The organism is Flavobacterium xylosi (assembly GCF_042787345.1).
Taxonomy (GTDB): Bacteria; Bacteroidota; Bacteroidia; order Flavobacteriales; family Flavobacteriaceae; genus Flavobacterium; species Flavobacterium xylosi.
The window spans coordinates 68,897-93,144 of the sequence record NZ_JBHZPZ010000014.1; the positions used below are offsets into that span (position 1 = coordinate 68,897).

The window sequence follows — 24,248 nt, forward strand, 5'->3', positions numbered from 1 at the left end:
CATGAAAAAGATAATTCTTATTTTAGGTATCGTTTTATTTATTAGTTGTAAATCTAAAAAGGTTGTTGATGCACCAGAGCCTGCCGAAGCTAAAATCGCAAAAATAATGCTGTCAGATGTCAGTGAACTTCAAAAAGACAAAGCGTATGAACTCGGTAAAAGAGTACTGATGACCTGCAACACTTCCAAGTTTAAACCTTTTAACGAAAGTGAAGCTACCGCTTCGGTAATTCAAAACACTACCGAAGAAAGATTAACCAAAACATGTACAAAATTTCGGCAATATTATGGAACTTTCAAAGACCTACAGTTAGTCGAAATGTATAAAAACTACGGTGACAAAATACTGATTTTTCGTTATAAAGCTTTATACACAAAGAAAGTAGCAAACAAAGAACTCCGTGTTTCAATGAATGAAGAAAACAAAGTTTCGGCTATTAAATCATTGGATTGGGTAGATACTTTTCAAAATAAATAATTTAAAAAATAAAACTGACTTAATAACTCATCTTGAATATTTAGCTTTAACTTTTTCAAAGAACTTGATATGGGATACAATTCATTATTTTGAATGAATTATTATGTCCCGTAGTTACCTTGTGACGATTCAATGCTACTACTGGTCTTTGAACACTCACATTTTATTAAAATTAAATTAATTTCCCTTTGTCTCTGTTTATTCGTAAATTTAAAGAAAGTTATTTTGGGAATTATAGGTTTAAAAAACAGCCTCCATTTAAGTACTTTTTTCTTTGACGGCCAACATTATTAAAGATTTTTCAGGATTAATAATGTGTGAATTATACAACTTTTTCTGGAAGTTATGTAAGTAATTTCAAGAAAGTTTATTCGATTTTTACATAATCAATTAAAAAAAATAATTTGAAACTATATATCAAATACATGGTCAGTAATCGCTGCAAGATGGCGGTAAAAGAGGAATTAAAAAAACTCGGACTACATTTCATTGTTGTTGATTTAGGGGAAGTTGAAATCATGGAAAATATTTCTATGAATCAACGGGAACAATTAAAAAAAGCGCTTTTAGACTCAGGTCTCGAATTGATGGATGACAAAAAGTCTATGCTGATTGAAAAAATAAAAAATGTGATTATTGAAATGGTACATCATTCCACGGAAAATATAAAAGTGAATTTTTCTGATTATTTAAGTGAAAAAATGAATCATGATTATACTTATTTATCGAATTTATTTTCAGAAGTCCAAGGTACCACCATTGAACAATTTATAATTTCCCATAAAACGGAAAGAATAAAGGAATTGATTATTTATGGTGAATTAAATATTACTGAAATTGCCTGGAAAATGAACTACAGCAGTGTTGCCCATTTATCGAGTCAGTTTAAAAAAGTTACGGGTCTCTCCCCTTCTCATTTTAAACAATTGAAAGATAAAAGACGAAATCCAATTGAAGAAATTGGTACTTCAAACGAAACAACTAATTAAAATGGAAATTTCAAGGAAGCAGGATCCTCAACATACTCGTAGTTTAATTGAAGCCAGTTTAGATCCACTGGTTACTATAAATAGCAGTGGTAAAATCACTGATATGAATCAAGCTACAGTCAATATTACTGGTCTAGACCGTGAAAAGTTAATAGGTTCTGATTTCTTTGATTATTTTACTGAACCTCAAAAAGCTCGTGAAGTATATCAAGAAGTTTTTGCTAAAGGTTCCGTTGCTGATTCTCCCCTTACCCTTTGTCATAAAGAGGGTAAATTGACAGATGTATTATTCAATGGTTCCGTTTATAAAGATGAGCGAGGGAATGTTTTAGGAGTTGTGATTGTAGCCCGTGATATCGCAGAACAAAAATGGGCAACTGAATTACGTTCTGTCAACAAAGAATTGGCATACCAGAATGATGAAAAAGAAAAACGTGCTGAAGAGTTAGTTATTGCCAATAAAGAGTTGGCGTATCAAAATGATGAAAAGGAAAAACGCGCTGACGAATTAGTTATTGCCAATAAACAGTTGGCGTATCAAAATGATGAAAAGGAAAAACGCGCTGACGAATTAGTTATTGCCAATAAAGAATTAGCATATCAAAATGATGAAAAGGAAAAACGTGCTGACGAATTAGTCATTGCCAATAAAGAATTGGCGTATCAAAATGATGAAAAAGAAAAACGTGCTGATGAATTAGTAATTGCCAATAAAGAATTGGCGTATCAAAATAATGAAAAAGAAAAACGCGCAAACGAGTTAATAATTGCTAACAAAGAACTTCGTTTTCAAAACGATGAAAAGGAAAAACGAGCGGCAGAATTACTGATTGCCAACGAAGAACTGATTTTTCAAAATAAAGAAAAAGAAAAACGAAAAATTGAAAACAAAGAATTGGAAGATTTTAGTAATTCTTTAAAATTAGCTTCTCAGTACTCTTTAAGTTTAATTGAAGCAAGTCGTGACCCTTTATTTACGATTAGTCCAAAAGGAAAAATAACGGATACGAATGAGGCGTCTGTAAGAGTGACAGGAGTTTTACGGGAAAATTTAATTGGTTCTGATTTCTTTGATTATTTTACTGAACCAAAAGAGGCTCGAAAAGCATATCAGGAAGTTTTTGACAAGGGTTTTATCGCTGATTACCTATTGACGATAAAAGATCATAAATTAACTGATGTACTGGTCAATGGTTCTGTATACAAAAATGAAGAGGGCGAAGTACTTGGGGTTGTTGTGGTAGCAAGAGATATCACAGACCAAAAAAGGATTGAAAAAGAATCAATAGAGGCAAGGCTTTTTGCCGAATTAGCCACAGAAATTGCTGAAGAAGCAAAACTAAATGCTGAAAACGCTAAAACTATAGCAGAAGATGCAGTGAAGGCAAAACAACAGTTTTTGTCGAACATGAGTCATGAAATTCGCACACCGATGAATGCTATTATCGGCTTTACGAAAGTGGTTTTAAAAACAGAATTGTCTGCCAAACAAAAAGAATATTTAACAGCAATAAAAATGAGTGGCGATGCATTAATCGTACTCATAAATGACATACTTGATTTAGCAAAAGTAGATGCAGGTAAAATGGTGTTTGAAAAAACTCCTTTTAAAATGAAGGCTTCCATATCTTCTATGATTCATTTATTTGAAACCAAAATCCAAGAAAAAAATTTAAAATTAATAAAGGAATACGATTACAAAATTCCTGATGTTTTGGTGGGAGATCCAGTTCGATTACACCAAATAATTTTAAATCTGGTGAGTAATGCTGTGAAATTTACTAATAAAGGAAATATAACTGTAGGAGTTCATATGCTCCATGAAGATGATGAAAATGTAATTCTTGAATTTGCAGTCACAGATACCGGAATTGGTATACCCCAAGCGAAAATAGATACCATATTCGAAAACTTCCAACAGGCAACTAGCGATATTTCAAGGCTTTATGGAGGAACTGGACTAGGACTAGCAATCGTAAAACAATTAGTTGAACCTCAAGGAGGTAAAATTCGTGTGAAAAGTACTGTTGATATTGGAACTACCTTTAGTTTTACATTACCTTTTCAAAAAACAAATGCTGATGCTGAACTAGAAAACGAAATTTTAGAATTGGATACCGAAATAAAAGATATAAAAGTACTGGTAGTTGAAGATATTGCCCTCAATCAATTATTAATGAAAACGTTGTTGGATGATTTTGGATTCGATAGAGATATCGCAGAAAACGGTCAGATAGCAATCGAAAAACTAAAAACCAAAAAGTATGATATCATTCTGATGGATTTGCAAATGCCGGTGATGAATGGGTTTGAAGCCACAGAATATATTCGTAATACTATGAATTCAAAAATTCCCATTATTGCTCTAACTGCTGATGTTACTACCGTAGATTTAGCTAAATGCAAAGCCGTAGGAATGAATGATTATATTGCAAAACCTGTTGACGAAAGAGTGTTGTACAGTAAAATAGTTGGAATACTAAAAAAACCAAAATTGGAGAAACTTAGTATAAAACTGAATGAAAATATTGGGAATATAAATGGTTCAGAGAAAAAAATAAAATGCATTGACTTGGTTTATTTAAATCAACGAACAAAATCTAATCCAATATTAATGATGGAGATGATTTCACTTTATTTAGAACAAACCCCTTCCTTAATCAACACCATTAAACAAAGTTTAATTGATGAAGATTGGCTATTATTAAGCTCAACTGTGCATAAAATGATTCCCTCATTTTCAATAATGGGCATCAATCCTGATTTTGAAAACATGGCCAAAAAAATTCAGGAATATGCAATAGCTCAAGAAGAAAAAGAGGACATACACGACTTAGTCAGACAACTTGAAGAAATTTGTATGCAGGCCTGTACTGAACTAGAAGAAGAATTTAACCTTATAAAAAATACTTAATTGTGAAAAACGATACCAAAATAAAAATATTCTTAGTAGATGATGATGCATTATTTTTAAAATCTTTAGAAATTGAATTTCTAGAAAACGCTGATTTTACTATTGAAACCTTTCCAACGGGCGAAATGTGTGTTGCTAATTTATCTAATAATCCTGATGTGGTAATATTAGACTACCAACTTGATGGTATTGTAGAAAATGCTATGAACGGACTGGAAACTTTAGATAAAGTAAAAGCTTTCAATCCAGAAATTCCAGTTGTAATGTTATCTTCTCAGGATAAAATTGAAGTGGCCATAAACTGCATGCATCATAAGGCATTTGATTATGTTGTAAAAAGTGAAACTGCATTTGTTCGCTTACAAAAAATAATCACTTCTATTTTTAAATACCAAAAAATGGAAAAAGAATTAAGTTGGTACATGGACAGAATGTAATCTGTTTCTCTATATTAGCTTTCTTTAAGTTCATCAATAAACCTATTAATTATTCCCAATTTGGTTGAAATTAAAACCAAATTTATTCTACAAAAATGCGGTATAAAGATACATCAGATTTAGAAATTTCATTGCTATTGGAAGCTATTTATAGAAAACATGGTTATGATTTCAGACAGTATTCCCAAGCTCATATCCGACGCAGGGTTATGAACAGAATGGCAATTTCGGGATTCGAAGATGTTTCTCAAATGCAATCTAAAGTTTTGAATGACGAAACATTTGCTGCAGAACTCTTACAGGATTTATCCATCACGGTAACCGAAATGTTTCGTGACCCTGCTTTTTACAGATCATTGCGAGAAAAAGTTATCCCTATTTTAAAAACATATCCCTTTATAAAAATATGGCATGCTGGCTGCGCTACTGGAGAAGAGGCCTATTCTATGGCTATCCTTCTGCAGGAAGAAGGCTTGTATGACCGTACCACTATTTATGCGACTGATTTTAACCAACTTGCTTTGAATCGAGCGAAAGATGGCATTTTTTCGAACAAAATGATAAAGGAATACACTGCAAACTATCAATTGTCAGGCGGGAAAGAATCTTTTTCGAGTTATTATACCTCCAATTATGATAACGTGATTATGAATCAATCCTTGAAAAAAAATATTGTTTGGGCCAATCACAATTTAGTAACCGATAGTGTATTTGCTGAAGTAAACTTGGTATTATGTAGAAATGTACTGATCTATTTTGATAAAAATTTACAAAATAAAGTCCAATCTCTTTTTTATGCCAGCCTTATCAATGGAGGCGTTTTATGTTTAGGATCTAAAGAAAGTTTGCGATACTCCGATTTGTATGAAGAATATAATGTGCTGGATATCAAGCACCGAATATTTAAAAAGAAATATTAAATGCATTATGAAGCAATTGTTATCGGAGTTTCGTCTGGAGGTATGAATGCTTTAAAAATCATATCCTTGGCGTTGCCTATTGATTTCAAAATACCAATTATCATAGTGCAACATGTAGGAGCACATTCCGATAGTCTATGGATACCGCTTTTAAATGAAAAAAGTAATCTTCATATTAAGGAAGCTGATGAAAAAGAAAAAATAGAGAAAGGAACAATTTACATTGCTCCGCCTAACTATCATTTGTTGATTGAAAATGATAAAACTTTTTCACTTACGATTGACGAGCGTGTAAATTTTGCAAGACCGTCAATTGATGTATTGTTTGAATCAGCTGCTGAGGTTTACAGGAAAAAATTAATTGGGATTGTGCTTACCGGAGCAAATAATGATGGTACTAATGGGATAATACGAATAAAGGAATGCGATGGTCTGACCATTATTCAAGATCCAAAAACAGCAGAAGCCCCGTATATGCCAAAGTCAGCAATTGATGCTATTGAAGCTGATTATATTTTAGCATTGGAAGATATAGTCGAGTTGCTAATAAAAATTGACGATCAAAAGAATAATTTCAATAAATTTCATAAATAACAGAATGGAAATGACCCTTGGTAAAAAAATAGTAGTAGGATTTGCTGCTTGTGCGGTAGTACTTGTAGTAGTTGCAATTTTTTCTTTTAAAACCAGTGAAAAATTTGTCGCATCAAATGTCTTGGTAAATCATTCCAATCAGGTATTGTATGAATTTGAGCAAATACTAATGTCTTCTGTAAATGCTGAAACCGGCGTACGCGGTTATGTCATTACAGGCAATGATAATTTTCTGGAATCATTTTCATCTTCTAAAGCAAAATCGACGGAATTGCTTGCTAAAGTAAAGGAATTAACAAAAGACAACTCTAATCAGCAAAAGAACATTGAGGAACTTACCAAAGAACTAAAAATGCGTTTTGATAATTTAAACACCATAATTAATCTTCGCAAAAATAATTTTGAACTTGCCAAGGAACTTATTGTCTCTGGTGAAGGAAAAAAAATACAAGATGAGATAAGAGAAACAATTAATAAAGCACAGCAAACAGAACGTACTCTACTTACCGAAAGAATACAATCCAGTGCAGACGATGCGAACAATTTTAATTTAGTTTTCATCATTTTATTGTTTATTATTGTTGCAATTCTTGTCATTGTATACTCTATAGTTGCTGCAAATTTGAAAACACTTAAAAAGTCCGAATCAGAAACTGCCAGCAAAAACTGGTTACTGACAGGTAACTCAAAACTTAATGAAAAATTAATAGGAGACCAAAGCATCGAACAATTAACAAACAATACTATTAGTTTTTTATGTACTTACCTCAAAGCCAACATAGGAGCTGTTTACTTGTTTAATGAAAAGGATAATACTCTAATTCTTGGTGGAAAATTTGCTTTTTCATCCTTCAATGACACGCAGGAAAAATTTAAATTAAATGAGGGACTAATCGGTCAGGCCGCATGGGAACAGAAACAAATTTCTCTGACAGATATTTCCGAAGATCAAATACGCATTACTTCATCTGTATTAAATGCAAAACCAAAAAATTTACTCATTACTCCTTTTTTGCTAGATGGTAAAACGCTAGGCGTAATAGAAATAGGTAAGTTGACTGATTTCAATGAAACAGAAAAAGAATTTATCAATGTTTCTATGAACAGTATCGCTATTAGCGTTAATACGGTACAACAAGCTGAAGAGAAAGAAAAAAGAGCAGCAGAATTAGCTATTGCAAACAAAGAACTCGCCTATCAAAATGACGAGAAAGAAAAACGAGCTGCTGAATTAGGTATTGCTAACAAAGAACTTGCCTATCAAAATGACGAGAAAGAGAAAAGAGCTGCTGAATTAGGTATTGCTAACAAAGAACTCGCCTATCAAAATGACGAGAAAGAAAAACGAGCTGCTGAATTAGGTATTGCCAACAAAGAACTCGCCTATCAAAATGACGAGAAAGAAAAACGAGCTGCTGAATTAGGAATTGCAAACAAAGAACTTGCTTTTCAAAATGAGGAGAAAGAAAAACGAGCGATAGAGTTAAGTTTTGCTAACAAAGAGCTTTCGACTCAAGCGGAAGAACTTCAAATGCAACAGGAAGAGCTGAGACAACTTAATGAAGAATTAGAACAACAAGCACAAAATCTAAAGCAACAACAGGAGGAATTGCAAATGACCAATGAAGAATTGGAAGAGCAGACTCAGTCATTGGAAGAGAAAAACAAAGAAGTTGAAGCTTCTAGAAATGATATTGAACAAAAAACAAAACAGCTAGAGATTAGCAGCAAGTACAAATCGGAATTTCTTGCCAATATGTCACATGAGCTGCGGACACCACTTAATAGCTTACTGATCCTCTCCAAAGATTTATCGGAAAACAGAAAGAAAAATCTCGATGATGTTCAGGTTGAAAGCGCTGAGATCATTTATAAAAGTGGCCATGACCTTCTGGTATTAATTAATGAAGTATTGGATCTTTCCAAGATTGAAGCAGGTAAAATGTCTATAAACATTGAAAAAATAGCACTCAAAAATTTTACAGATGATTTGCTTCGCGATTTTACACACCAGGCGGAACAGAAAGAATTAAAATTGGTTTGTAGATTGAGTGCTGATTTACCAGAATTCATCCATACTGATGCGCAACGTTTGAATCAGATATTGAAAAACCTCCTATCTAATGCTATAAAATTCACCGAAAAAGGAAGTGTAACGATCAGTATTGATCGAAATACAGCAACTACTTTGAACATTTCTGTTAGCGACACCGGTATTGGAATATCAGAAGATAAACAAACGGCTATATTTGAAGCTTTTCAGCAAGCTGAAGGCGGTACTTCAAGAAAATATGGAGGAACGGGTCTAGGGCTTTCTATTTCTCGTGAACTGGCAAAATTATTAGAAGCAGAAATTAAATTAAGTAGCGAATTAAATCAAGGTTCTACTTTCTCGCTCATTATTCCACTTGAAATACATCCTGAACAGGAAGCTGTCAGTACAGCCACAGTAAAACCTATTTTATATACACCACGCTCTAAAAATGACGAAAACTATCTGAATTATTCAACCATAGAAGACGATCGAAATACAATAATCAAAGATGATAAAGTGGTACTGATTATTGAAGACGATCGAAATTTTGCTGCAATCCTTTTAAAACAAGCCAACAAAAAAGGATTCAAATGCTTATCGGCAGCATCTGGAGAAGATGGTCTGGTGCTTGCTTCAAAATATAAACCCCAAGCGATCATCCTTGATATGGGCCTACCGGGAATCAAAGGGCTGCAAGTTTTGCATGAGTTAAAAGCAAATCCAGCTGTAAGACATATTCCGGTTCATATTATTTCGGCTAATGATCGTTCACTGGAACCAATCAGAGAAGGCGCGGTAGAATATCTGATGAAACCGATATCTAAAGACGGTCTGGAAGAAGCTTTTAACCGAATCGAAAATTTTGTCAATAGAAAAATAAAAAACCTGTTGATTATAGAAGACAATAAAAATGCCAGAAAAGCAATGAAAATACTCATTGGCAATGGCGATGTAAAATGTTATGAAGCGGCAACAGGCAAAGAAGCTTTGGAATTGTACGAAAAAAATAACATTGATTGTATTATATTGGATATTGGTTTACCAGACATGAGCGGTTTTGATCTTATCCAAAAACTGGAGGATATAAAAGGCCATAACATGCCCCCTATTATTGTTTACACCGGGAAAGAACTCACAAAAGAAGAAAATGATTTGCTTCATATATATGCGGAGAGCATCATTATAAAAGGTGTAAAATCCGAAGAAAGATTACTGGATGAAACAGCCCTTTTTCTGCATCGAACCATCAGTAATTTGCCAAAATCGAAACAACTAATAATAAATAATTTACACGATAAGGACGCTATATTTCATTCAAAAAAAATATTACTGGTAGATGATGATATGCGAAATGTTTTTGCTTTATCCAAAATTTTGCAAGAGCGCGGAATGGAGGTAATAAAGTCAGAAAACGGGAAAAAAGCATTGGAAACCCTAGATACACATGCTGACATTGATATGGTATTAATGGATATTATGATGCCGGAAATGGACGGTTACGAAGCAATGAAACGAATACGATCTCAAGTAAAATTCAGAAACTTGCCCGTAATTGCACTCACCGCAAAAGCCATGAAAGACGATAAACAAAAATGTATTAATGCTGGTGCAAATGATTACATCACTAAGCCTATTGATATAGAACGCCTGCTATCATTGATGCGTGTATGGCTAAGTAAATAACAGAACGTCATTACACAGGCGGTACATCCCCTATACATTAAGTTAAACTTTTATTTTACAATTGAAAATGAAAATAAATAGCCCTGTTAAAATTTTATTGGTAGACGATCTACCCGAAAATTTGTTTGCCTTGGAAGTAATTCTCTCCACTGAGGATTATTTATGCGTGAAAGCAAATTCCGGTAATGACGCCTTAAAAATCCTTCTCCACGAACAGGATTTTGCCATCATATTGATAGATGTGCAAATGCCGATGATGGACGGATTTGAAACTGTAGAATTAATACGTCAAATCGAAAATCTTAAACATGTCCCGATTATTTTTTTAACGGCCAGCATGGATAATCCCGCGCAAATTTTCAAAGGATATGAGGCTGGTGCAGTAGATTATATGATTAAACCGCTTTCACCGGAAATATTAAAAGCAAAAGTGGCCGTTTTTGTCGATTTATATAAAAAAAATCAGGAATTATTAGTTCAGGCAGAACAACTGAAAAAACTCAACAGCGAACTAACAGCCCAAAAATTACTTTCCGAATATTCGCTTAGTCTTATTGAGGCAAGTCATGATCCTTTATTTACAATTAGTGCTGAAGGAAAAATAACCGATATGAATAATGCATCGGTGAATGTGACCGGAATATTACGCGAGAAATTAATCGGAACAGATTTTTTTGATTATTTCACTGAACCACAAAAAGCCCGCGAAGTATATCAGAAAGTGTTCAAAAAAGGATTTGTTGCAGATTCTCCACTAATACTTCGCCATAAAAATGGCAAATTAACTGATGTCTTATTCAATGGATCAGTATATAAAGATGATAAAGAAAAAGTGCTGGGAGTTGTTATTGTCGCCAGAGATGTTACGGATCAAAAAAGAATTGAAAAAGAATTGACCGAGGCAAAAGTATTTGCCGAGTTAACCACCTTAATTGCAGAAGAGGCAAAAAGTAAAGCCGAAGATGCAGTGAAAGCGAAACAGCAATTTTTGTCGAACATGAGTCATGAAATTCGGACGCCAATGAATGCGATTATCGGATTTACAAAAGTATTGATTAAAACAGATTTGACTGATAAACAGAATGAATATTTCAATGCCATAAAAGTATCGGGGGATGCCTTAATTGTACTCATTGATGACATATTAGATTTGGCAAAGGTAGATGCCGGAAAAATGACCTTTGAGCAAACTCCATTCAAAATGGCAACGTCTCTATCAGCAATGCTGCATTTATTTGAAACAAAAATTCAGGAAAAGAATTTAAAGTTGGTTAAAAATTATGATACTAAAATTCCTGAAGTCTTGGTTGGAGATCCAGTACGTTTACACCAAATTATTTTAAATTTAGTAAGCAATGCTTTAAAATTTACTACGAAAGGACAGCTTACGGTTAGCGTTGATTTGATACATGAAGATAATAAAACAGTTATTATACAGTTTGCAGTTACAGATACCGGAATTGGTATCGATTCAGAAAAAATTACTACAATATTTGAAAATTTTCAACAGGCTACCAGCGATACCTCAAGATTATATGGTGGAACCGGTTTAGGATTAGCTATAGTAAAACAATTAGTAGAAACACAGGGTGGCTCTATTCAGGTAACAAGTCAAATTGACCAAGGTTCAACATTTAGTTTTACATTACCTTTCCAAAAAACAAAAGCGAAAGCTGAATCAGAAACAATAGCAACAAAATTAGATACGGAAATTAAAAATATAAAAGTATTAGTAGTGGAAGATATTGCACTCAACCAGCTACTGATGAGAACCATATTAGATGATTTCGGATTTGAACGGGATATTGCTGGCAATGGAAAAATAGCAATAGACATGCTACAGAACAAATCGTATGATATCATCCTGATGGACTTGCAGATGCCCGAAATGAATGGCTTTGAAGCAACGGAATATATTAGGAGCACCATGAATTCTCAAATTCCAATTATAGCTTTAACGGCTGATGTAACTTCTATCGATGTAGCAAAATGCAAAACAGTCGGGATGAATGATTATATCGCAAAACCCGTGGACGAAAAAGTTTTGTATAGTAAAATAGTTGAGTTAGTAAAAAATTCGAGCCTTAAAAAATCCGAAGTTTCCAGCGGAAATGAAAATAGTCAAAACGAAAAATTAAAATGTATTGATTTGAGCTATCTAAACAAACGCACAAAATCTAATCCAGCATTAATGATGGAAATGATATCGTTATATTTAATACATACACCTCCTTTAGTTACTACTTTAAAACAAAGTTTAGTGGATAAAAACTGGGCTTTATTAGGAGCTGCAGCACATAAAATGATTCCTTCTTTTTCAATAGTCGGGATTGACAAAGAATATGAAGATATGGCAAAAAAAATTCAGGAATATGCAAACACAAGCGACCATAGGGATGAGATTCCTAATTTGGTTATATCGCTTGAAAATATATGTGCACAAGCATGCAACGCATTAGAAGAAGAGTTGAATATTTTAAAAAATAGTAAACCGTAAAAAAGTAAAATAAAACCTTCTTAGATTAATGCTGATATTATAAAAAAATGAGTTAACTTAACAAGAAGTACCGGTAAGTTGTAATAATTTTTTTATTATTGCTTACTTTTGTTTATATTAAATATAACCCTTATGCCAAAAACGAACAAATCAAACAGCTCCAATTTTATATTTCCCAAATCTCAAACGGGCATTCAAGGCTTAGATGATATTACAACTGGAGGACTGCCAAAAAACCGTCCTACCCTTATATTAGGTAATACAGGATGCGGAAAAACAATTATGGCAATGGAATTCCTTGTAAATGGAATCACCATGTTTGATGAGCCTGCTGTATTTATGGCATTTGAGGAAAAAACGGATGAACTGGTCATAAATGTAAAATCGTTAGGCTTCGATGTGGATACTCATATTGCAGAAAATAAAATATACCTGGAGCATGTACAAATCGATCGGGATGAAATTATAGAAACAGGCAACTATGATCTTGAAGGCTTATTTGTTAGGCTTGGACATGCCATTGATAAAGTAAAAGCGAAGCGTGTAGTGCTCGATTCTTTAGACACTCTTTTTTATGGTCTGGATTATAAAATTCTCCGTTCCGAATTTAAAAGACTTTTTTCCTGGTTAAAAGAAAAGAAAGTATCCGCCATAATTACCGCTGAAATCGGAGATAAATATCTAACCCGTCATGGATTGGAAGAATATGTAGCGGATTGCGTAATAATATTGGACAACCGTGTAAGCAATCAAATTACAACCCGGCGTTTAAGGATTATTAAATACCGTGGTTCGATACATGGCAACAATGAATATCCTTTTATAATTGATGAAAAAGGAATCACTGTCTTCCCGATTATAAGTGAAGCACTCCAGCAAAAATCAAGTTTAAAAAGAATTTCTTCAGGCATTACAGATTTAGACGAAATGCTGGATAATAAAGGCTATTTCGTCGGAAGCAGTATTCTTATCTCAGGAACAGCCGGTACCGGCAAAACGAGTATAGCATCTTCATTTGCTCATAGCGTTTGTAAAGCTGAAAAACGCACACTGTATTGTGCCTTTGAAGAAGCGCCAAATCAGGTAATCCGGAATATGGAATCTATCGGATTGGATTTAGATTCGTTTGTAAAATCAGGAATGTTAACGTTCTATTATTCAAGACCTACTTTACAAAATCTTGAATTGCATTTTATTGCCATCAAAAAAATCATAACGCAAATAAAACCCTCGGTTGTTATTCTTGACCCGATCACAAACTTAATGACAGAAGGTGCGAATAGCGATATTCGGTCGATGCTTACCCGATTTGTCGATTTTTTAAAGACCCAGGAAATAACCGTCATGTTTACCGCAGCAATAACAATAGGTTCCATAGAACGTAATCCGAGCGATGAAGGAATTTCATCTATGGTAGACACTTGGATGATGCTTCAGGATATAGAGGCCGAAGAGAAACGATTTCGAAGTTTATCAATCATGAAATCCAGAGGTATGCCCCATTCCAAATTTGTGAAGGAGTTTAATATTACAGATAATGGAATTACTTTAAGTCCAATAATCAGAAACCAAAAAGAAGCTTCAGACGATTCCAAAAGAAGCACTAATAGAGAATAGAAATGTATCCACATCCAAATAATCGGATGATGTAAAGAAGATGCGCGCTAATTGAAACGCAAAAAATTAATTTAATTTGGATTGAACATTTATTTGAAAAATAAGCTGATTGCTATGTCAAAAAAAACACCGAAAGAAGCAAAAGTTAAGGTAGAGGCTAAAAGTACCGAAGTGGAAAAATATATCCTCAGGCTATTTGTTACCGGTATTTTACCCAATTCTGTTCGTGCAATTGTAAATAGCAAAGCAATTTGTGAAGAATATTTAAAGGACAGATATGAATTGGAAATAATTGATATTTACCAACAACCATCGTTGGCGGTTACCGAAGAAATAATTGCAATACCTGTCCTGATAAAGAAGTTTCCATTACCTGAAGGAAGAGTAATCGGAGATTTGTCTGATGTTGAAAAGGTTCTCAAAGGACTTCATATTATTTAATTGAGTTAATTTTCAAAGAGATGATTAAAAATAGTAAGCAATTTTTAGAAGAGTCGGAAAAGTTAAATAAAGAAAATGCAGAGCTTCAACAACAACTTAGTGAAGCAAAGGAAACTATTGAACTAATTAAAACGGGAAATATTGATGCATTGGTGGATGCCAGTAAAAAAGACTTTACCGTTTACACCGATAAAACAGCCGATAAAACATATCGCATTTTAATTGAAAAAATGCATGAAGGTGCAGTTACTCTTGATGAATACGGAACTATTCTTTATGCCAATTCTTATTTTGCCAACATGGTAAAAGTCCCTTTACAAAAAGTAATAGGAACAAAATTAAAAGATTTTATTGCTGATACCTCAAAAACAACCTTTGATACCTTATTTAAACAAGGCAGGGAAGCCCATATAAATGATGAAGTTTACCTAGCGAATGATGGTGCCGTTTTACCAGTGCTTATGTCTGTTACGACATTTGAATTGGATCATAATTTTGTTTCAAGTATTATTCTTACAGACCTTACCATTCAAAATAAAAATAGAGAGGAATTAAAACTTAGGGCAATACAATTAGAACAAAATAATATTGAGCTCGAAAGTGCAAATAAAGAGCTTGCTTTTCAAAACGAAGAGAAAGAAAAACGGGACGCTGAGTTAAGGATAGCTAATAAAGAACTTGCTTTTCAAAATGAAGAGAAGGAAAAACGGGCGGCTGAATTAAGGATTGCTAATTATGCCCGTGGTCTCATTGAAGCCAGTCTTGATCCACTGACTACGATAAATAATGAAGGCAAGATTACGGATATGAATCGCGCTACGGCAGATATTACTGGCGTATCTCGTGAGAATTTAAAAGGATCTGATTTCTTCAGTTATTTTACGGAACCGGAAAAAGCGCGTGCCGTTTATCAAGAAGTATTTGCTCGAGGCTTCATTACAAATTCTCCGCTTAAGCTGCGTAACAAAAATGGTAAACTGACCGATGTATTATTAAATGGATCGGTTTATAAAGATGACAGCGAAAATGTTTTGGGCGTAGTTATTGTTGCCAGGGATGTTACGGATCAGAAAAAATTTGAATCCGAATTAATGGAAGCAAAAGTATTTGCAGAGCTGGCTACTTTAATAGCGGAAGAAGAAAAAAGTAATGCAGAGGATGCCACAAGAATTGCAGAAAATGCAATGGAGGCAAAACAACAATTTTTGTCTAATATGAGTCATGAAATCCGGACTCCCATGAATGCTATAATTGGATTTACCAGAGTGATATTAAAAACAGAATTATCAGATAAGCAAAAAGAATATTTAAACGCCATTAAAATGAGTGGTGATACCTTAATTGCATTAATTAATGACATACTCGATTTAGCAAAAGTGGATGCCGGTAAAATGACTTTTGAACAAAAACCATTCAAATTAGCCGTTTCCATATCTTCAATGCTCCAATTGTTTGACACAAAAATTAATAAAAAAAATTTAAAATTACTTACTAATTATGATCAAAAAATACCTGAAGTCCTTTTAGGAGATTCAATCAGGTTGCACCAGATTATTTTAAATTTAGTAAGTAATGCGGTAAAATTCACTTCTGAAGGGCAAATTTCGATTAATGTCCATATGTTGTTTGACGATGAAGAAAAAGTAATTATTGAATTTGAAGTTACTGATACAGGAATTGGCATTTCGGAGGATAATATCGATTTAATATTTGAAAATTTTCAACAGGCTTCTAACGGATCTTCCAGCCTTTATGGAGGCACAGGTTTAGGGCTGGCTATCGTTAAGCAATTAGTAACCTCACAAGGTGGAAGTATTCGTGTTACAAGTAAAATACATGAAGGCTCTACTTTTAGTTTTACACTGCCTTTTCAAAAAACAAAAGATACTGCTGAATTAGAAGATGATATAAAACCATTAGATATTTCCATGAAAAAAATAAAAGTTTTGGTTGTTGAGGATATGGCGCTCAATCAACTATTGATGAAAACAATATTGGATGATTTTGGATTTGAACGTGCTATTGCCGAAAACGGAAAAATAGCTATCGAAATGCTTCAGGCAGAAACATATGATATTATTTTAATGGACTTGCAAATGCCTGTAATGAATGGATTTGAAGCTACAGAATATATTCGTAAAACGATGAATTCAAAAATTCCTATAATTGCCTTAACTGCTGATGTTACTACAGTAGATTTGACGAAATGCAAATCTGTAGGGATGGATGATTATATAACAAAACCCGTTGATGAAAGACTATTGTATAGTAAGATTATTGGATTAGTAACAAAAAAGTAGACTCTTAAAAAACTTGTACTATCTGATGACAAGGAAAATAATCAACTAAAAAAATGAAATGCATTGATTTGACTTATTTAAACCAATGTATCAAATCCAATCCAGCATTATTGATGGATTGGATTCGCTGTTTTTAATATATACATCGATGAATTGAATGACTTAGTTGCTCAACTTGAAGCCATTTATGATCTGGCTTGCAACTAATTAGAAGCAGAGTTGAATCCCATTAAAAGACACTGAATTGCAATTAATATTTTTTATAAAAAAATAATTCATTTTACATTTTAAAACGAATAATTATTTTTTTATCAATTTCATTTTTTTATTAAATTCAGATATTTTAGTTTGTTTTTATAAATAATTTTTAATCTTTTAATTAATTATTATGAGAAATATGTGAATCCTACAACATTAAACGCAAATCTTATAACTTCTTTAGCCGACACATCGTCCATCTTTGCAATGTGATAAATAAATCACAAAATAAACAAATGAGTTATGAAATTAAAAAATACACTATCTACCCTCGCTATGCTATCGGTAGTATTTTTGACCAGTTGTAATACTGATACTACTGAGAATTCAACTGCTAATGCGTCTGCTATTGCAAAATCAGATGGTTCAACTTCTAAAATATATCCCGTTAATGAAACTTATAATATAGCACCAACAATTGGTTCACTGAATGCAGTAAATCTTGGAATTGCAGGAGATTTTGCAATTCTATCAAAAACAGGAATTACAGATGTATACAAATCAACAATTACAGGTGATGTAGGTTCAAGCCCTATAACTGGTGCAGCAATATTAGTTAGATGTACAGAAGTAGTAGGAACAATATACACAGTTGATGCTGCAGGTCCACTTCCATGTAGTGTAACAAACGCCACAAAATTAACAACAGCGATTGGTGATATGCAAACTGCCTATACGGATGCAGCCGGAAGAACTAATCCTGATTTTCTTAATTTAGGTGCGGGAAATATTGGTGGAAAAACACTTACTCCAGGTTTATATAAATGGACAACTGCCCTTAATATTCCAACGGATATAACTATTGCAGGTAGTCCAACAGATGTTTTTATTTTTCAAGTAGCTGGTACTCTTAAATTGAGTTCAGCAGTTAGAATGACATTAACAGGAGGAGTTCAAGCCAAAAATATTTTCTGGGTAGTTTCAGATGCTGTTACATGTGGAACGACTAGTCATTTTGAAGGAAACATATTAGGAATGACAGGTATCAATTTACAGACTGGCGCAACAATCAACGGAAGAATGTTGGCACAAACTGCAGTAACGCTACAAATGAACTCAGTTACGAAACCACAATAAATTAATACAAACATATTCTCAACAGAGGCTGCCCGCAAGAGCAGCCTCTTTTTTTTGTGTTCCGATGGTATAAGAGGTCAGTGTGACAACTTATATCAAAATAAATCAAAAAAACGTTGCTTTCAAGCGTTGCACTTCTTTAATCTAAAAAAAAATTACCGCAAAGACTACAAACTAATTTTAGTTAATTTTTTATTAATATCCTGATATTCATATATCTACATATATATCTGTATATTATTTTTTTGTAATTTTAACCTTCAAAATAAAAAATGCAGCAGTAAAAAGGAAACTGGAATGAACTAAACATAAGTTTGAATAAAATTTGAAAATCTTAACTGACATCTCCTTAATTTAAAAATAAGAAAAAACGCTTGAACCCCAAAATCAAGCTCGGTGAAATAAGAAAGAATAATACAAAACCATGACAGTGCTTTAATCCTCTGTTTTTATAAAATTACAGAACCTTAATAAATTCTAAAGCTAATTCGCCGAAGAAGATATAATAGAGTGCGATAATACATATACTTATTTTAAAGTCACAAAATCAAGTATAAATAATTTTAACATGGTATTTATAAACAATCTAAAAAACACTCAAAATGAAAAAAGCAGTAACACTCTTTTCGCTGATTCTCATAACAGGATTAGGAAATTTATCAGCCCAGGATAAAAAAATGTCTAAAGATAAAAAAGTAATGATGATACCCGATTTAACTGGCTGGCCTGAAGCCTCAAGTATGGCTGTAAAAGAAATCACCGACAAATACGGCAAACCGGACGGAATTACAAAAGACGAACTTATATGGATGAAGAAAGGCGTTTGGAAAAAAATCTGCATCAATAAAAAAGAAACCAAACATAGTTTTCCAATTGAACATACCGATATGATGCAGACCACAATAAGTTACAAAGTGCCTGTAGATATAATGGATGAGCTTGGTAAGTTCGATGGCAGTGTAACATTTGACCGTACACAAGGAACTATGAGCGCACGCTGTGATAAAGAAGGAAATAACTTTTTGGCATTAAACCTAGCTCATGATATTATTACAGGTAAAAAATCTGTTGAAGAAGCACGAAAAGCGTATGGTGATATTGTAAAAGAAAAAATGAATGGAGGCAATCCAGTATATATGCAAAAACTTACTTTTTCAACACAGGAAAACTCTGCCGATCCCGATATAAACACTACAGGATTGACCAAAGAAGATGTTACGAAAGGAATGAAAAAAAACGGAGTAAAATAAACTGGTTATAAACAGTAAATAATAGCAAAAGTGAAATTTAAATAAATTAAATAAACCTGTTGGGTGTCATTAATTTAATGATAATTTTTCATCAGTTCAAGTGATCTTCAATTGAAATTATCCAGAACCGACATTTTTATAATAATCCCAAATGCAATATACCTACTATATCATTTATTAATACGATTGGAAACCTTTTAAATGTAATAAATTATGAAAAATGTAGTAAAGATTAAAGAAGTAGATCCTTCCTTCACAGACAGAAGGAAATTTCTCAAAATCAGCGGGCTCACAATGGTGAGTACCGGATTATTATTAGCAGGCTGTAATAATGAAGACGATTTCATTAATAGCCCTAATAATAATGATTTAACATCAAAATATGGGGGTGGTCATTTCCCTGGTGTAAAAGATGGCGTATTTGATTTAGGGGGTAACGATTTAGGCGTACTGACCTACGCATATGCCTTGGAACAATTAGAAGCCGATTTTTATACTAAAGTGGTAAATGCCAATGGTTTCACCACTAATTTTACACCCGAAGACCAGCAAGCGTTAACCGATTTATACTATCATGAAGTAATTCATCGCGAATTCTTCAAAGCAGTTTTGAGTGGGGCGCTTCCAAATCCAAAAAGACAGTTACTTCCTGATTTAGCTTTTGATTATGGTAGTTTAAATTTCAGCAGCCGAGACCAGGTTTTGGCTACGGCTAAAGCGCTCGAAGATACAGGAGTTGCAGCTTATAATGGTGCAGGAAGATTAATCTCAAACCCTGATTATTTGCTATTGGCAGGAAAAATAGTTTCAGTTGAAGCGAGACATGCGTCCGCGATTAGAAGTCTGATAAATCCAAATTCTAATGATTTTGCCGGAGATGATGTCGTCGATCCTACAACAGGACTTGATGTAAAGAAAAATCCATCAGAAGTTCTTGCCATTGCTGATGGTTTTATTACAACTCCATTTACCGCCTTATACTTACCCTAAAACTTAACATTTAAATTATGAAAAATGAAGTAAAAATTCACGAAGTAAAACCTTCATTTACAAATAGGAGAAGCTTTTTAAAAATAAGCGGGCTTACACTTGTGAGCACCAGTTTATTATTAGCCGGCTGTAATGATGACGAGGATAACAATCCTCCTGATTCTAAACTTCCTGGAAAAAGAAATGGGGTGTTTGATTTAGGTGGAGGCGATTTTGGCGTACTTACTTATGCATATGCGCTGGAACAATTGGAAGCCGATTTTTACACTAAAGTTGTAAATGCCACAGGTTTCACTACTAATTTTACAACTGCAGATCAACAAGTACTTAACGATCTGTATAATCATGAACTAATTCACCGCGAATTCTTTAAAGTGACTTTGAGTGCCGCGCTTCCAGATCCCAGCACACAATTGCTTCCTACTTTAGCCTTTACTTATGGAACGTTAAATTTCAGCGATCGTACTCAGGTTCTAGCTACTGCTAAAGCCCTTGAAGATACTGGAGTCGCGGCTTACAATGGTGCAGGGAGATTAATTACAAACCCTGAATATTTGCTTTTAGCCGGGAAAATAGTCTCTGTTGAAGCACGACATGCATCAGCAATCAGAAGCTTAATAAACCCAAACTCAAATGATTTTGCGGGGGATGATGTAGTAAATACAACAACAGGACTTGATGTAAAGAAAAATCCTTCTGAAGTTATTCCTATCGCTGGGGGATTTATAACAACCGATTTCACAGCACAATTTTTACCATAATAATTAACATTTAAATTTAGAAATTATGAACATATTAAAATTTATAGAGTCTTTCACTAATGAAAGTTTAATGCAAACTAAAGGCTCAAGAAGAGAAAGTTTTGGGCAGTTTGGTCAATTGGGAAAAAATCTGGCATTGGCATCAATTCCATTCGGATTGTCATCATTGACAAATACTGCCTATGCAGCAGACATCACCCCTACGCCAAACACGCCAATCGGCGCCCTGCAACTTGCCCTGACATTAGAATACCTTGAAAAAGAGTATTATATCATGGGGTTACAATCAGGGGTTATCCCTACAGGCGGAAGAGATGAGAAAGTTTTTATGCAAATTTCAGCCCATGAAACAGATCATGTTACCTTTTTAATTAATGCATTGGGGACAAATGTTGTTGCAAAGCCAACATTTGACTTTACAGTCGGTGGCGCTTTTAACCCGTTTGGTGATTATCCTACATTTCTGGCTTTGGCACAGGCCTTTGAAGATACAGGCGTAAGAGCTTATAAAGGGCAGGCAGGAAATTTGATTTCAACACCTGATTTGTTGACGGCAGCTTTGCAGATTCACTCTGTTGAAGCGCGCCATGCATCTGAGGTAAGAAGACTGCGAGGTCAAAAAGGATGGATTGTCGGAAAAGATCGCGGCGGATTACCGGTTCAGGCACAACCTGTTTATGATGGGGAAGAAAATACAATCCAGGCTGGTTTTAACACTGCCACATTATTTGGTGTTAACGCAGGAACAGAATCATTTGACGAGCCATTAACCACTGCCCAAGCGGTTGCCATAGCCAATTTATTTATTGTATAATAATTGCGAATCCAATATAAAAACCATCTAAAAATGAATTTAGATGGTTTTTTTAGTTACCTGATTTTCTTTTTTATGAAAACTAATATACCTAAAACAAAAAAGTACTCCAGGAAAGACCATGCTTGGATTGTATTAAATTAACCTAAAATGATATGTAACATTCTTAAAATAAATAACTTATACTAATTTTGTTAAATTTATTTTGTATCTTTAAGATTCAAAAATTATTTTATGTCAGGTATGGTTGCAGTTGGCATCATGAAGCAATTTCCGGAAAAATTTAAAAAACAGTCCCAAAATAAGAATGTTTTAAAATACGTTATATCTAACGAAAGAATAACTGAGAAGCTTGTATACAATATCTCCTTTATAGAATGGGAATAATGCAACTCTTATTCATAATTATATAAATATCAAAACTTTAAAATACAGACCTTTGTTATAAGTAAAATAAATTTGACAATTTAAAAACAGAAAAAATGAATACAGAAAAAGCAATTGACGTATTAAATTCCCTAATCCAAATCAACAACGATAGAATTGAGGGATACGAGACCGCTTCAAAGGAAGCTGATGAAACAGACTTAAAAACACTGTTTTCTCATTTTACTGAAACCAGTCTAAAATGCAAAGCGGAACTTGTTGCCGAAGTAAAAAGATTAGGTGGAAAACCGACTGAAGGAACAACTACATCGGGTAAATTCTTTCGAATATGGATGGATATAAAATCAGCTGTTACGGGTAGCGACAGAAAAGCCATAATTAATTCGTGTGAATATGGCGAAGACGTTGCAGTTCAAACTTACAACGAAGCCTTAAGTCATAGTGAAGATCTAACTTCAGAACAACTAATTATGATAAAAGAACAACATTCTGCTATAAAAGCAAACCACGATAAAATCAAAAATTTACGTGATTTAATGGCTTGATCAGATAATGATTTTTATTTAAAAAAATATGCGGTCAAAACAATTCGTTTTCTCCGCATATTTTTTTTATTAATGTTCTATCACTGATATAGATTTACTATTATCCGTTTTTTTAAGTGTGAATGATATAAATTTTATTGGCAATTATATAACACTTTTTTGAGTCTTTCAAAATATATTTGTGATATAATTATGATGATATGCTTAAAAGATTTAAATTTAGTTTCTACGATTTATTTTAAAATCTATTAATGATTGAAAGCATCAAATTAAAAATAAATTTATACTAACAACTCTAAAAAAAGGAAATTATGAATCTTAAAAGAATCTTTGGGGCTTTACTTACGGCTCTCGGAATAGGTGGTCTAATCTACACTGCAGTTGTGTTTTCTAGCACTTCAGGTGAAACACAGGATGTAAAAACACTTATCATTTATGGCGTACTTGGTATTGTATTCTTTGTATCAGGTATCAGCCTGGTTCGTACAACAAAGGACGAATCATAAATTAAGCTTGGATGTAAACTTACATTTCTTTTTGAAATATAATTAACAATATATTTCGTTTAAATAAAATCGCTTTGGTATTTTCGAATATTCAAAGCGATTTTTTTGTTTTAATTTTCTCCGTATAAATTTAAATACGACAGATTTAAATACTTATTTATCAAGTTGTTAAATCCATTTGTTTTAAAAAAAAATAGGCTCACATAAAAAAGTTGGGGAGAAGTTATAAATTTAGATAAAAAAGCAAATGGATTTTTCGATATTTTCTTCGTTTCTACCAGAAGGACTGTTATCTCATTTTGATATTGTTGATTTCAAGGAATTGGTCAATTTACAAAGCAAGAAAGACTGTTTTTATATTTATTTAGACGAGAAAAACATTCTTGCTAAAGATTTTGATTCCAATGAATTTGAGTCAAAAGGATTCTATGAACGAGCATTAATACAAGACTTTCCTATAAGAGGGAAAGCTGTTTATTTAGGTATAAGAAGACGTAGATGGCGTAATAAAACAGACAAATCTATTGAAGTAAAAAGTGATTATTCATTTATAGCTGAAGGTTCAAAATTAACGGCTGAGCTTTCAGATTTTTTAAAAGATACAGGTCGAGACCCGAGAAGATACGATAAGTAATATCGCCAGTTATTATGGTGTTAAGGCTAATTTATTGCAACGTCATTACAAGAAAAAAATCAGTGGTTTTAAAGATTGGAAACAGTTAAATCACTCCGAAGATTATTTAATTTATCCTGAA

General features: G+C 33.3%; 19 protein-coding genes. All 19 read left to right on the plus strand.

Features of this window, described 5'->3' with window-relative positions; all coding sequences use genetic code 11:
* Position 1 precedes the first annotated feature (1 nt).
* The 19 genes from ACFX5E_RS12315 to ACFX5E_RS12405 all read left to right on the plus strand — a co-directional run bounded on the left by ACFX5E_RS12315 (position 2) and on the right by ACFX5E_RS12405 (position 24,127).
* A complete protein-coding gene (locus tag ACFX5E_RS12315) occupies positions 2 to 478 on the plus strand; it encodes a hypothetical protein (protein WP_379855443.1) in 477 nt (158 codons plus the stop codon).
* A 425-nt stretch (positions 479 to 903) separates the two neighbouring features.
* Positions 904 to 1,467, plus strand: a complete 564-nt coding sequence (locus ACFX5E_RS12320; RefSeq protein WP_379855463.1) for a helix-turn-helix domain-containing protein — start codon at positions 904 to 906, stop codon at positions 1,465 to 1,467.
* Position 1,468: 1 nt separating this feature from the next.
* Positions 1,469 to 4,381: an ATP-binding protein gene (locus tag ACFX5E_RS12325; protein ID WP_379855444.1), complete on the plus strand. Its 2,913-nt coding sequence runs from the start codon at positions 1,469 to 1,471 to the stop codon at positions 4,379 to 4,381.
* A 2-nt stretch (positions 4,382 to 4,383) separates the two neighbouring features.
* Entirely contained in the window at positions 4,384 to 4,818 is a 435-nt protein-coding gene (locus tag ACFX5E_RS12330; protein WP_379855445.1) for a response regulator, read from the plus strand.
* Positions 4,819 to 4,913: 95 nt separating this feature from the next.
* Complete coding sequence (locus ACFX5E_RS12335; protein ID WP_379855446.1) at positions 4,914 to 5,738, plus strand: CheR family methyltransferase; 825 nt, start codon at positions 4,914 to 4,916, stop codon at positions 5,736 to 5,738.
* Complete coding sequence (locus ACFX5E_RS12340; protein WP_379855447.1) at positions 5,739 to 6,332, plus strand: chemotaxis protein CheB; 594 nt, start codon at positions 5,739 to 5,741, stop codon at positions 6,330 to 6,332. It begins immediately after the preceding gene.
* Between the two features lie 4 nt (positions 6,333 to 6,336).
* On the plus strand, positions 6,337 to 10,050 hold the full coding sequence (locus tag ACFX5E_RS12345) for a response regulator (RefSeq protein WP_379855448.1): 3,714 nt from the start codon (positions 6,337 to 6,339) through the stop codon (positions 10,048 to 10,050).
* Positions 10,051 to 10,117: 67 nt separating this feature from the next.
* The gene (locus tag ACFX5E_RS12350) at positions 10,118 to 12,547 is read left to right on the plus strand and encodes a response regulator (RefSeq protein WP_379855449.1); all 2,430 of its coding nucleotides are present in this window, start codon (positions 10,118 to 10,120) and stop codon (positions 12,545 to 12,547) included.
* 132 nt (positions 12,548 to 12,679) lie between these two features.
* Complete coding sequence (gene kaiC / locus ACFX5E_RS12355; RefSeq protein WP_379855450.1) at positions 12,680 to 14,164, plus strand: circadian clock protein KaiC; 1,485 nt, start codon at positions 12,680 to 12,682, stop codon at positions 14,162 to 14,164.
* A gap of 114 nt (positions 14,165 to 14,278) precedes the next feature.
* The gene (locus ACFX5E_RS12360; RefSeq protein WP_379855451.1) at positions 14,279 to 14,605 is read left to right on the plus strand and encodes a circadian clock KaiB family protein; all 327 of its coding nucleotides are present in this window, start codon (positions 14,279 to 14,281) and stop codon (positions 14,603 to 14,605) included.
* 20 nt (positions 14,606 to 14,625) lie between these two features.
* Positions 14,626 to 16,905, plus strand: a complete 2,280-nt coding sequence (locus ACFX5E_RS12365; protein WP_379855452.1) for an ATP-binding protein — start codon at positions 14,626 to 14,628, stop codon at positions 16,903 to 16,905.
* 501 nt (positions 16,906 to 17,406) lie between these two features.
* On the plus strand, positions 17,407 to 18,240 hold the full coding sequence (locus tag ACFX5E_RS12370; RefSeq protein WP_379855453.1) for an ice-binding protein: 834 nt from the start codon (positions 17,407 to 17,409) through the stop codon (positions 18,238 to 18,240).
* 602 nt (positions 18,241 to 18,842) lie between these two features.
* Positions 18,843 to 19,490: a hypothetical protein gene (locus tag ACFX5E_RS12375; RefSeq protein WP_379855454.1), complete on the plus strand. Its 648-nt coding sequence runs from the start codon at positions 18,843 to 18,845 to the stop codon at positions 19,488 to 19,490.
* Between the two features lie 213 nt (positions 19,491 to 19,703).
* Positions 19,704 to 20,480 carry a ferritin-like domain-containing protein gene (locus ACFX5E_RS12380; RefSeq protein ID WP_379855455.1) on the plus strand — a complete coding sequence of 259 codons (777 nt, stop codon included), beginning with the start codon at positions 19,704 to 19,706 and terminating at the stop codon, positions 20,478 to 20,480.
* Between the two features lie 17 nt (positions 20,481 to 20,497).
* A complete protein-coding gene (locus ACFX5E_RS12385) occupies positions 20,498 to 21,241 on the plus strand; it encodes a ferritin-like domain-containing protein (RefSeq protein ID WP_379855456.1) in 744 nt (247 codons plus the stop codon).
* A gap of 25 nt (positions 21,242 to 21,266) precedes the next feature.
* A complete protein-coding gene (locus tag ACFX5E_RS12390; protein WP_379855457.1) occupies positions 21,267 to 22,055 on the plus strand; it encodes a ferritin-like domain-containing protein in 789 nt (262 codons plus the stop codon).
* Between the two features lie 482 nt (positions 22,056 to 22,537).
* Positions 22,538 to 22,987 (plus strand): ferritin-like domain-containing protein, encoded by a 450-nt coding sequence (locus tag ACFX5E_RS12395; RefSeq protein WP_379855458.1) that lies wholly within the window; start codon positions 22,538 to 22,540, stop codon positions 22,985 to 22,987.
* Between the two features lie 311 nt (positions 22,988 to 23,298).
* Positions 23,299 to 23,493, plus strand: a complete 195-nt coding sequence (locus tag ACFX5E_RS12400; RefSeq protein ID WP_379855459.1) for a hypothetical protein — start codon at positions 23,299 to 23,301, stop codon at positions 23,491 to 23,493.
* A gap of 247 nt (positions 23,494 to 23,740) precedes the next feature.
* The gene (locus ACFX5E_RS12405) at positions 23,741 to 24,127 is read left to right on the plus strand and encodes an ISAon1 family transposase N-terminal region protein (protein WP_379855460.1); all 387 of its coding nucleotides are present in this window, start codon (positions 23,741 to 23,743) and stop codon (positions 24,125 to 24,127) included.
* The last annotated feature ends 121 nt before the right edge of the window (positions 24,128 to 24,248 follow it).

What these genes read in the sequence shown, in the direction of transcription:
- ACFX5E_RS12315 (WP_379855443.1), top strand. Translation starts at nt 2, where the DNA reads ATGAAAAAGATAATTCTTATTTTAGGTATCGTTTTATTTATTAGTTGT.
- ACFX5E_RS12320 (WP_379855463.1), top strand. Translation starts at nt 904, where the DNA reads ATGGTCAGTAATCGCTGCAAGATGGCGGTAAAAGAGGAATTAAAAAAA.
- ACFX5E_RS12325 (WP_379855444.1), top strand. Translation starts at nt 1,469, where the DNA reads ATGGAAATTTCAAGGAAGCAGGATCCTCAACATACTCGTAGTTTAATT.
- ACFX5E_RS12335 (WP_379855446.1), top strand. Translation starts at nt 4,914, where the DNA reads ATGCGGTATAAAGATACATCAGATTTAGAAATTTCATTGCTATTGGAA.
- ACFX5E_RS12340 (WP_379855447.1), top strand. Translation starts at nt 5,739, where the DNA reads ATGCATTATGAAGCAATTGTTATCGGAGTTTCGTCTGGAGGTATGAAT.
- ACFX5E_RS12345 (WP_379855448.1), top strand. Translation starts at nt 6,337, where the DNA reads ATGGAAATGACCCTTGGTAAAAAAATAGTAGTAGGATTTGCTGCTTGT.
- ACFX5E_RS12350 (WP_379855449.1), top strand. Translation starts at nt 10,118, where the DNA reads ATGAAAATAAATAGCCCTGTTAAAATTTTATTGGTAGACGATCTACCC.
- kaiC (WP_379855450.1), top strand. Translation starts at nt 12,680, where the DNA reads ATGCCAAAAACGAACAAATCAAACAGCTCCAATTTTATATTTCCCAAA.
- ACFX5E_RS12360 (WP_379855451.1), top strand. Translation starts at nt 14,279, where the DNA reads ATGTCAAAAAAAACACCGAAAGAAGCAAAAGTTAAGGTAGAGGCTAAA.
- ACFX5E_RS12365 (WP_379855452.1), top strand. Translation starts at nt 14,626, where the DNA reads ATGATTAAAAATAGTAAGCAATTTTTAGAAGAGTCGGAAAAGTTAAAT.
- ACFX5E_RS12370 (WP_379855453.1), top strand. Translation starts at nt 17,407, where the DNA reads ATGAAATTAAAAAATACACTATCTACCCTCGCTATGCTATCGGTAGTA.
- ACFX5E_RS12375 (WP_379855454.1), top strand. Translation starts at nt 18,843, where the DNA reads ATGAAAAAAGCAGTAACACTCTTTTCGCTGATTCTCATAACAGGATTA.
- ACFX5E_RS12380 (WP_379855455.1), top strand. Translation starts at nt 19,704, where the DNA reads ATGAAAAATGTAGTAAAGATTAAAGAAGTAGATCCTTCCTTCACAGAC.
- ACFX5E_RS12385 (WP_379855456.1), top strand. Translation starts at nt 20,498, where the DNA reads ATGAAAAATGAAGTAAAAATTCACGAAGTAAAACCTTCATTTACAAAT.
- ACFX5E_RS12390 (WP_379855457.1), top strand. Translation starts at nt 21,267, where the DNA reads ATGAACATATTAAAATTTATAGAGTCTTTCACTAATGAAAGTTTAATG.
- ACFX5E_RS12395 (WP_379855458.1), top strand. Translation starts at nt 22,538, where the DNA reads ATGAATACAGAAAAAGCAATTGACGTATTAAATTCCCTAATCCAAATC.
- ACFX5E_RS12400 (WP_379855459.1), top strand. Translation starts at nt 23,299, where the DNA reads ATGAATCTTAAAAGAATCTTTGGGGCTTTACTTACGGCTCTCGGAATA.
- ACFX5E_RS12405 (WP_379855460.1), top strand. Translation starts at nt 23,741, where the DNA reads ATGGATTTTTCGATATTTTCTTCGTTTCTACCAGAAGGACTGTTATCT.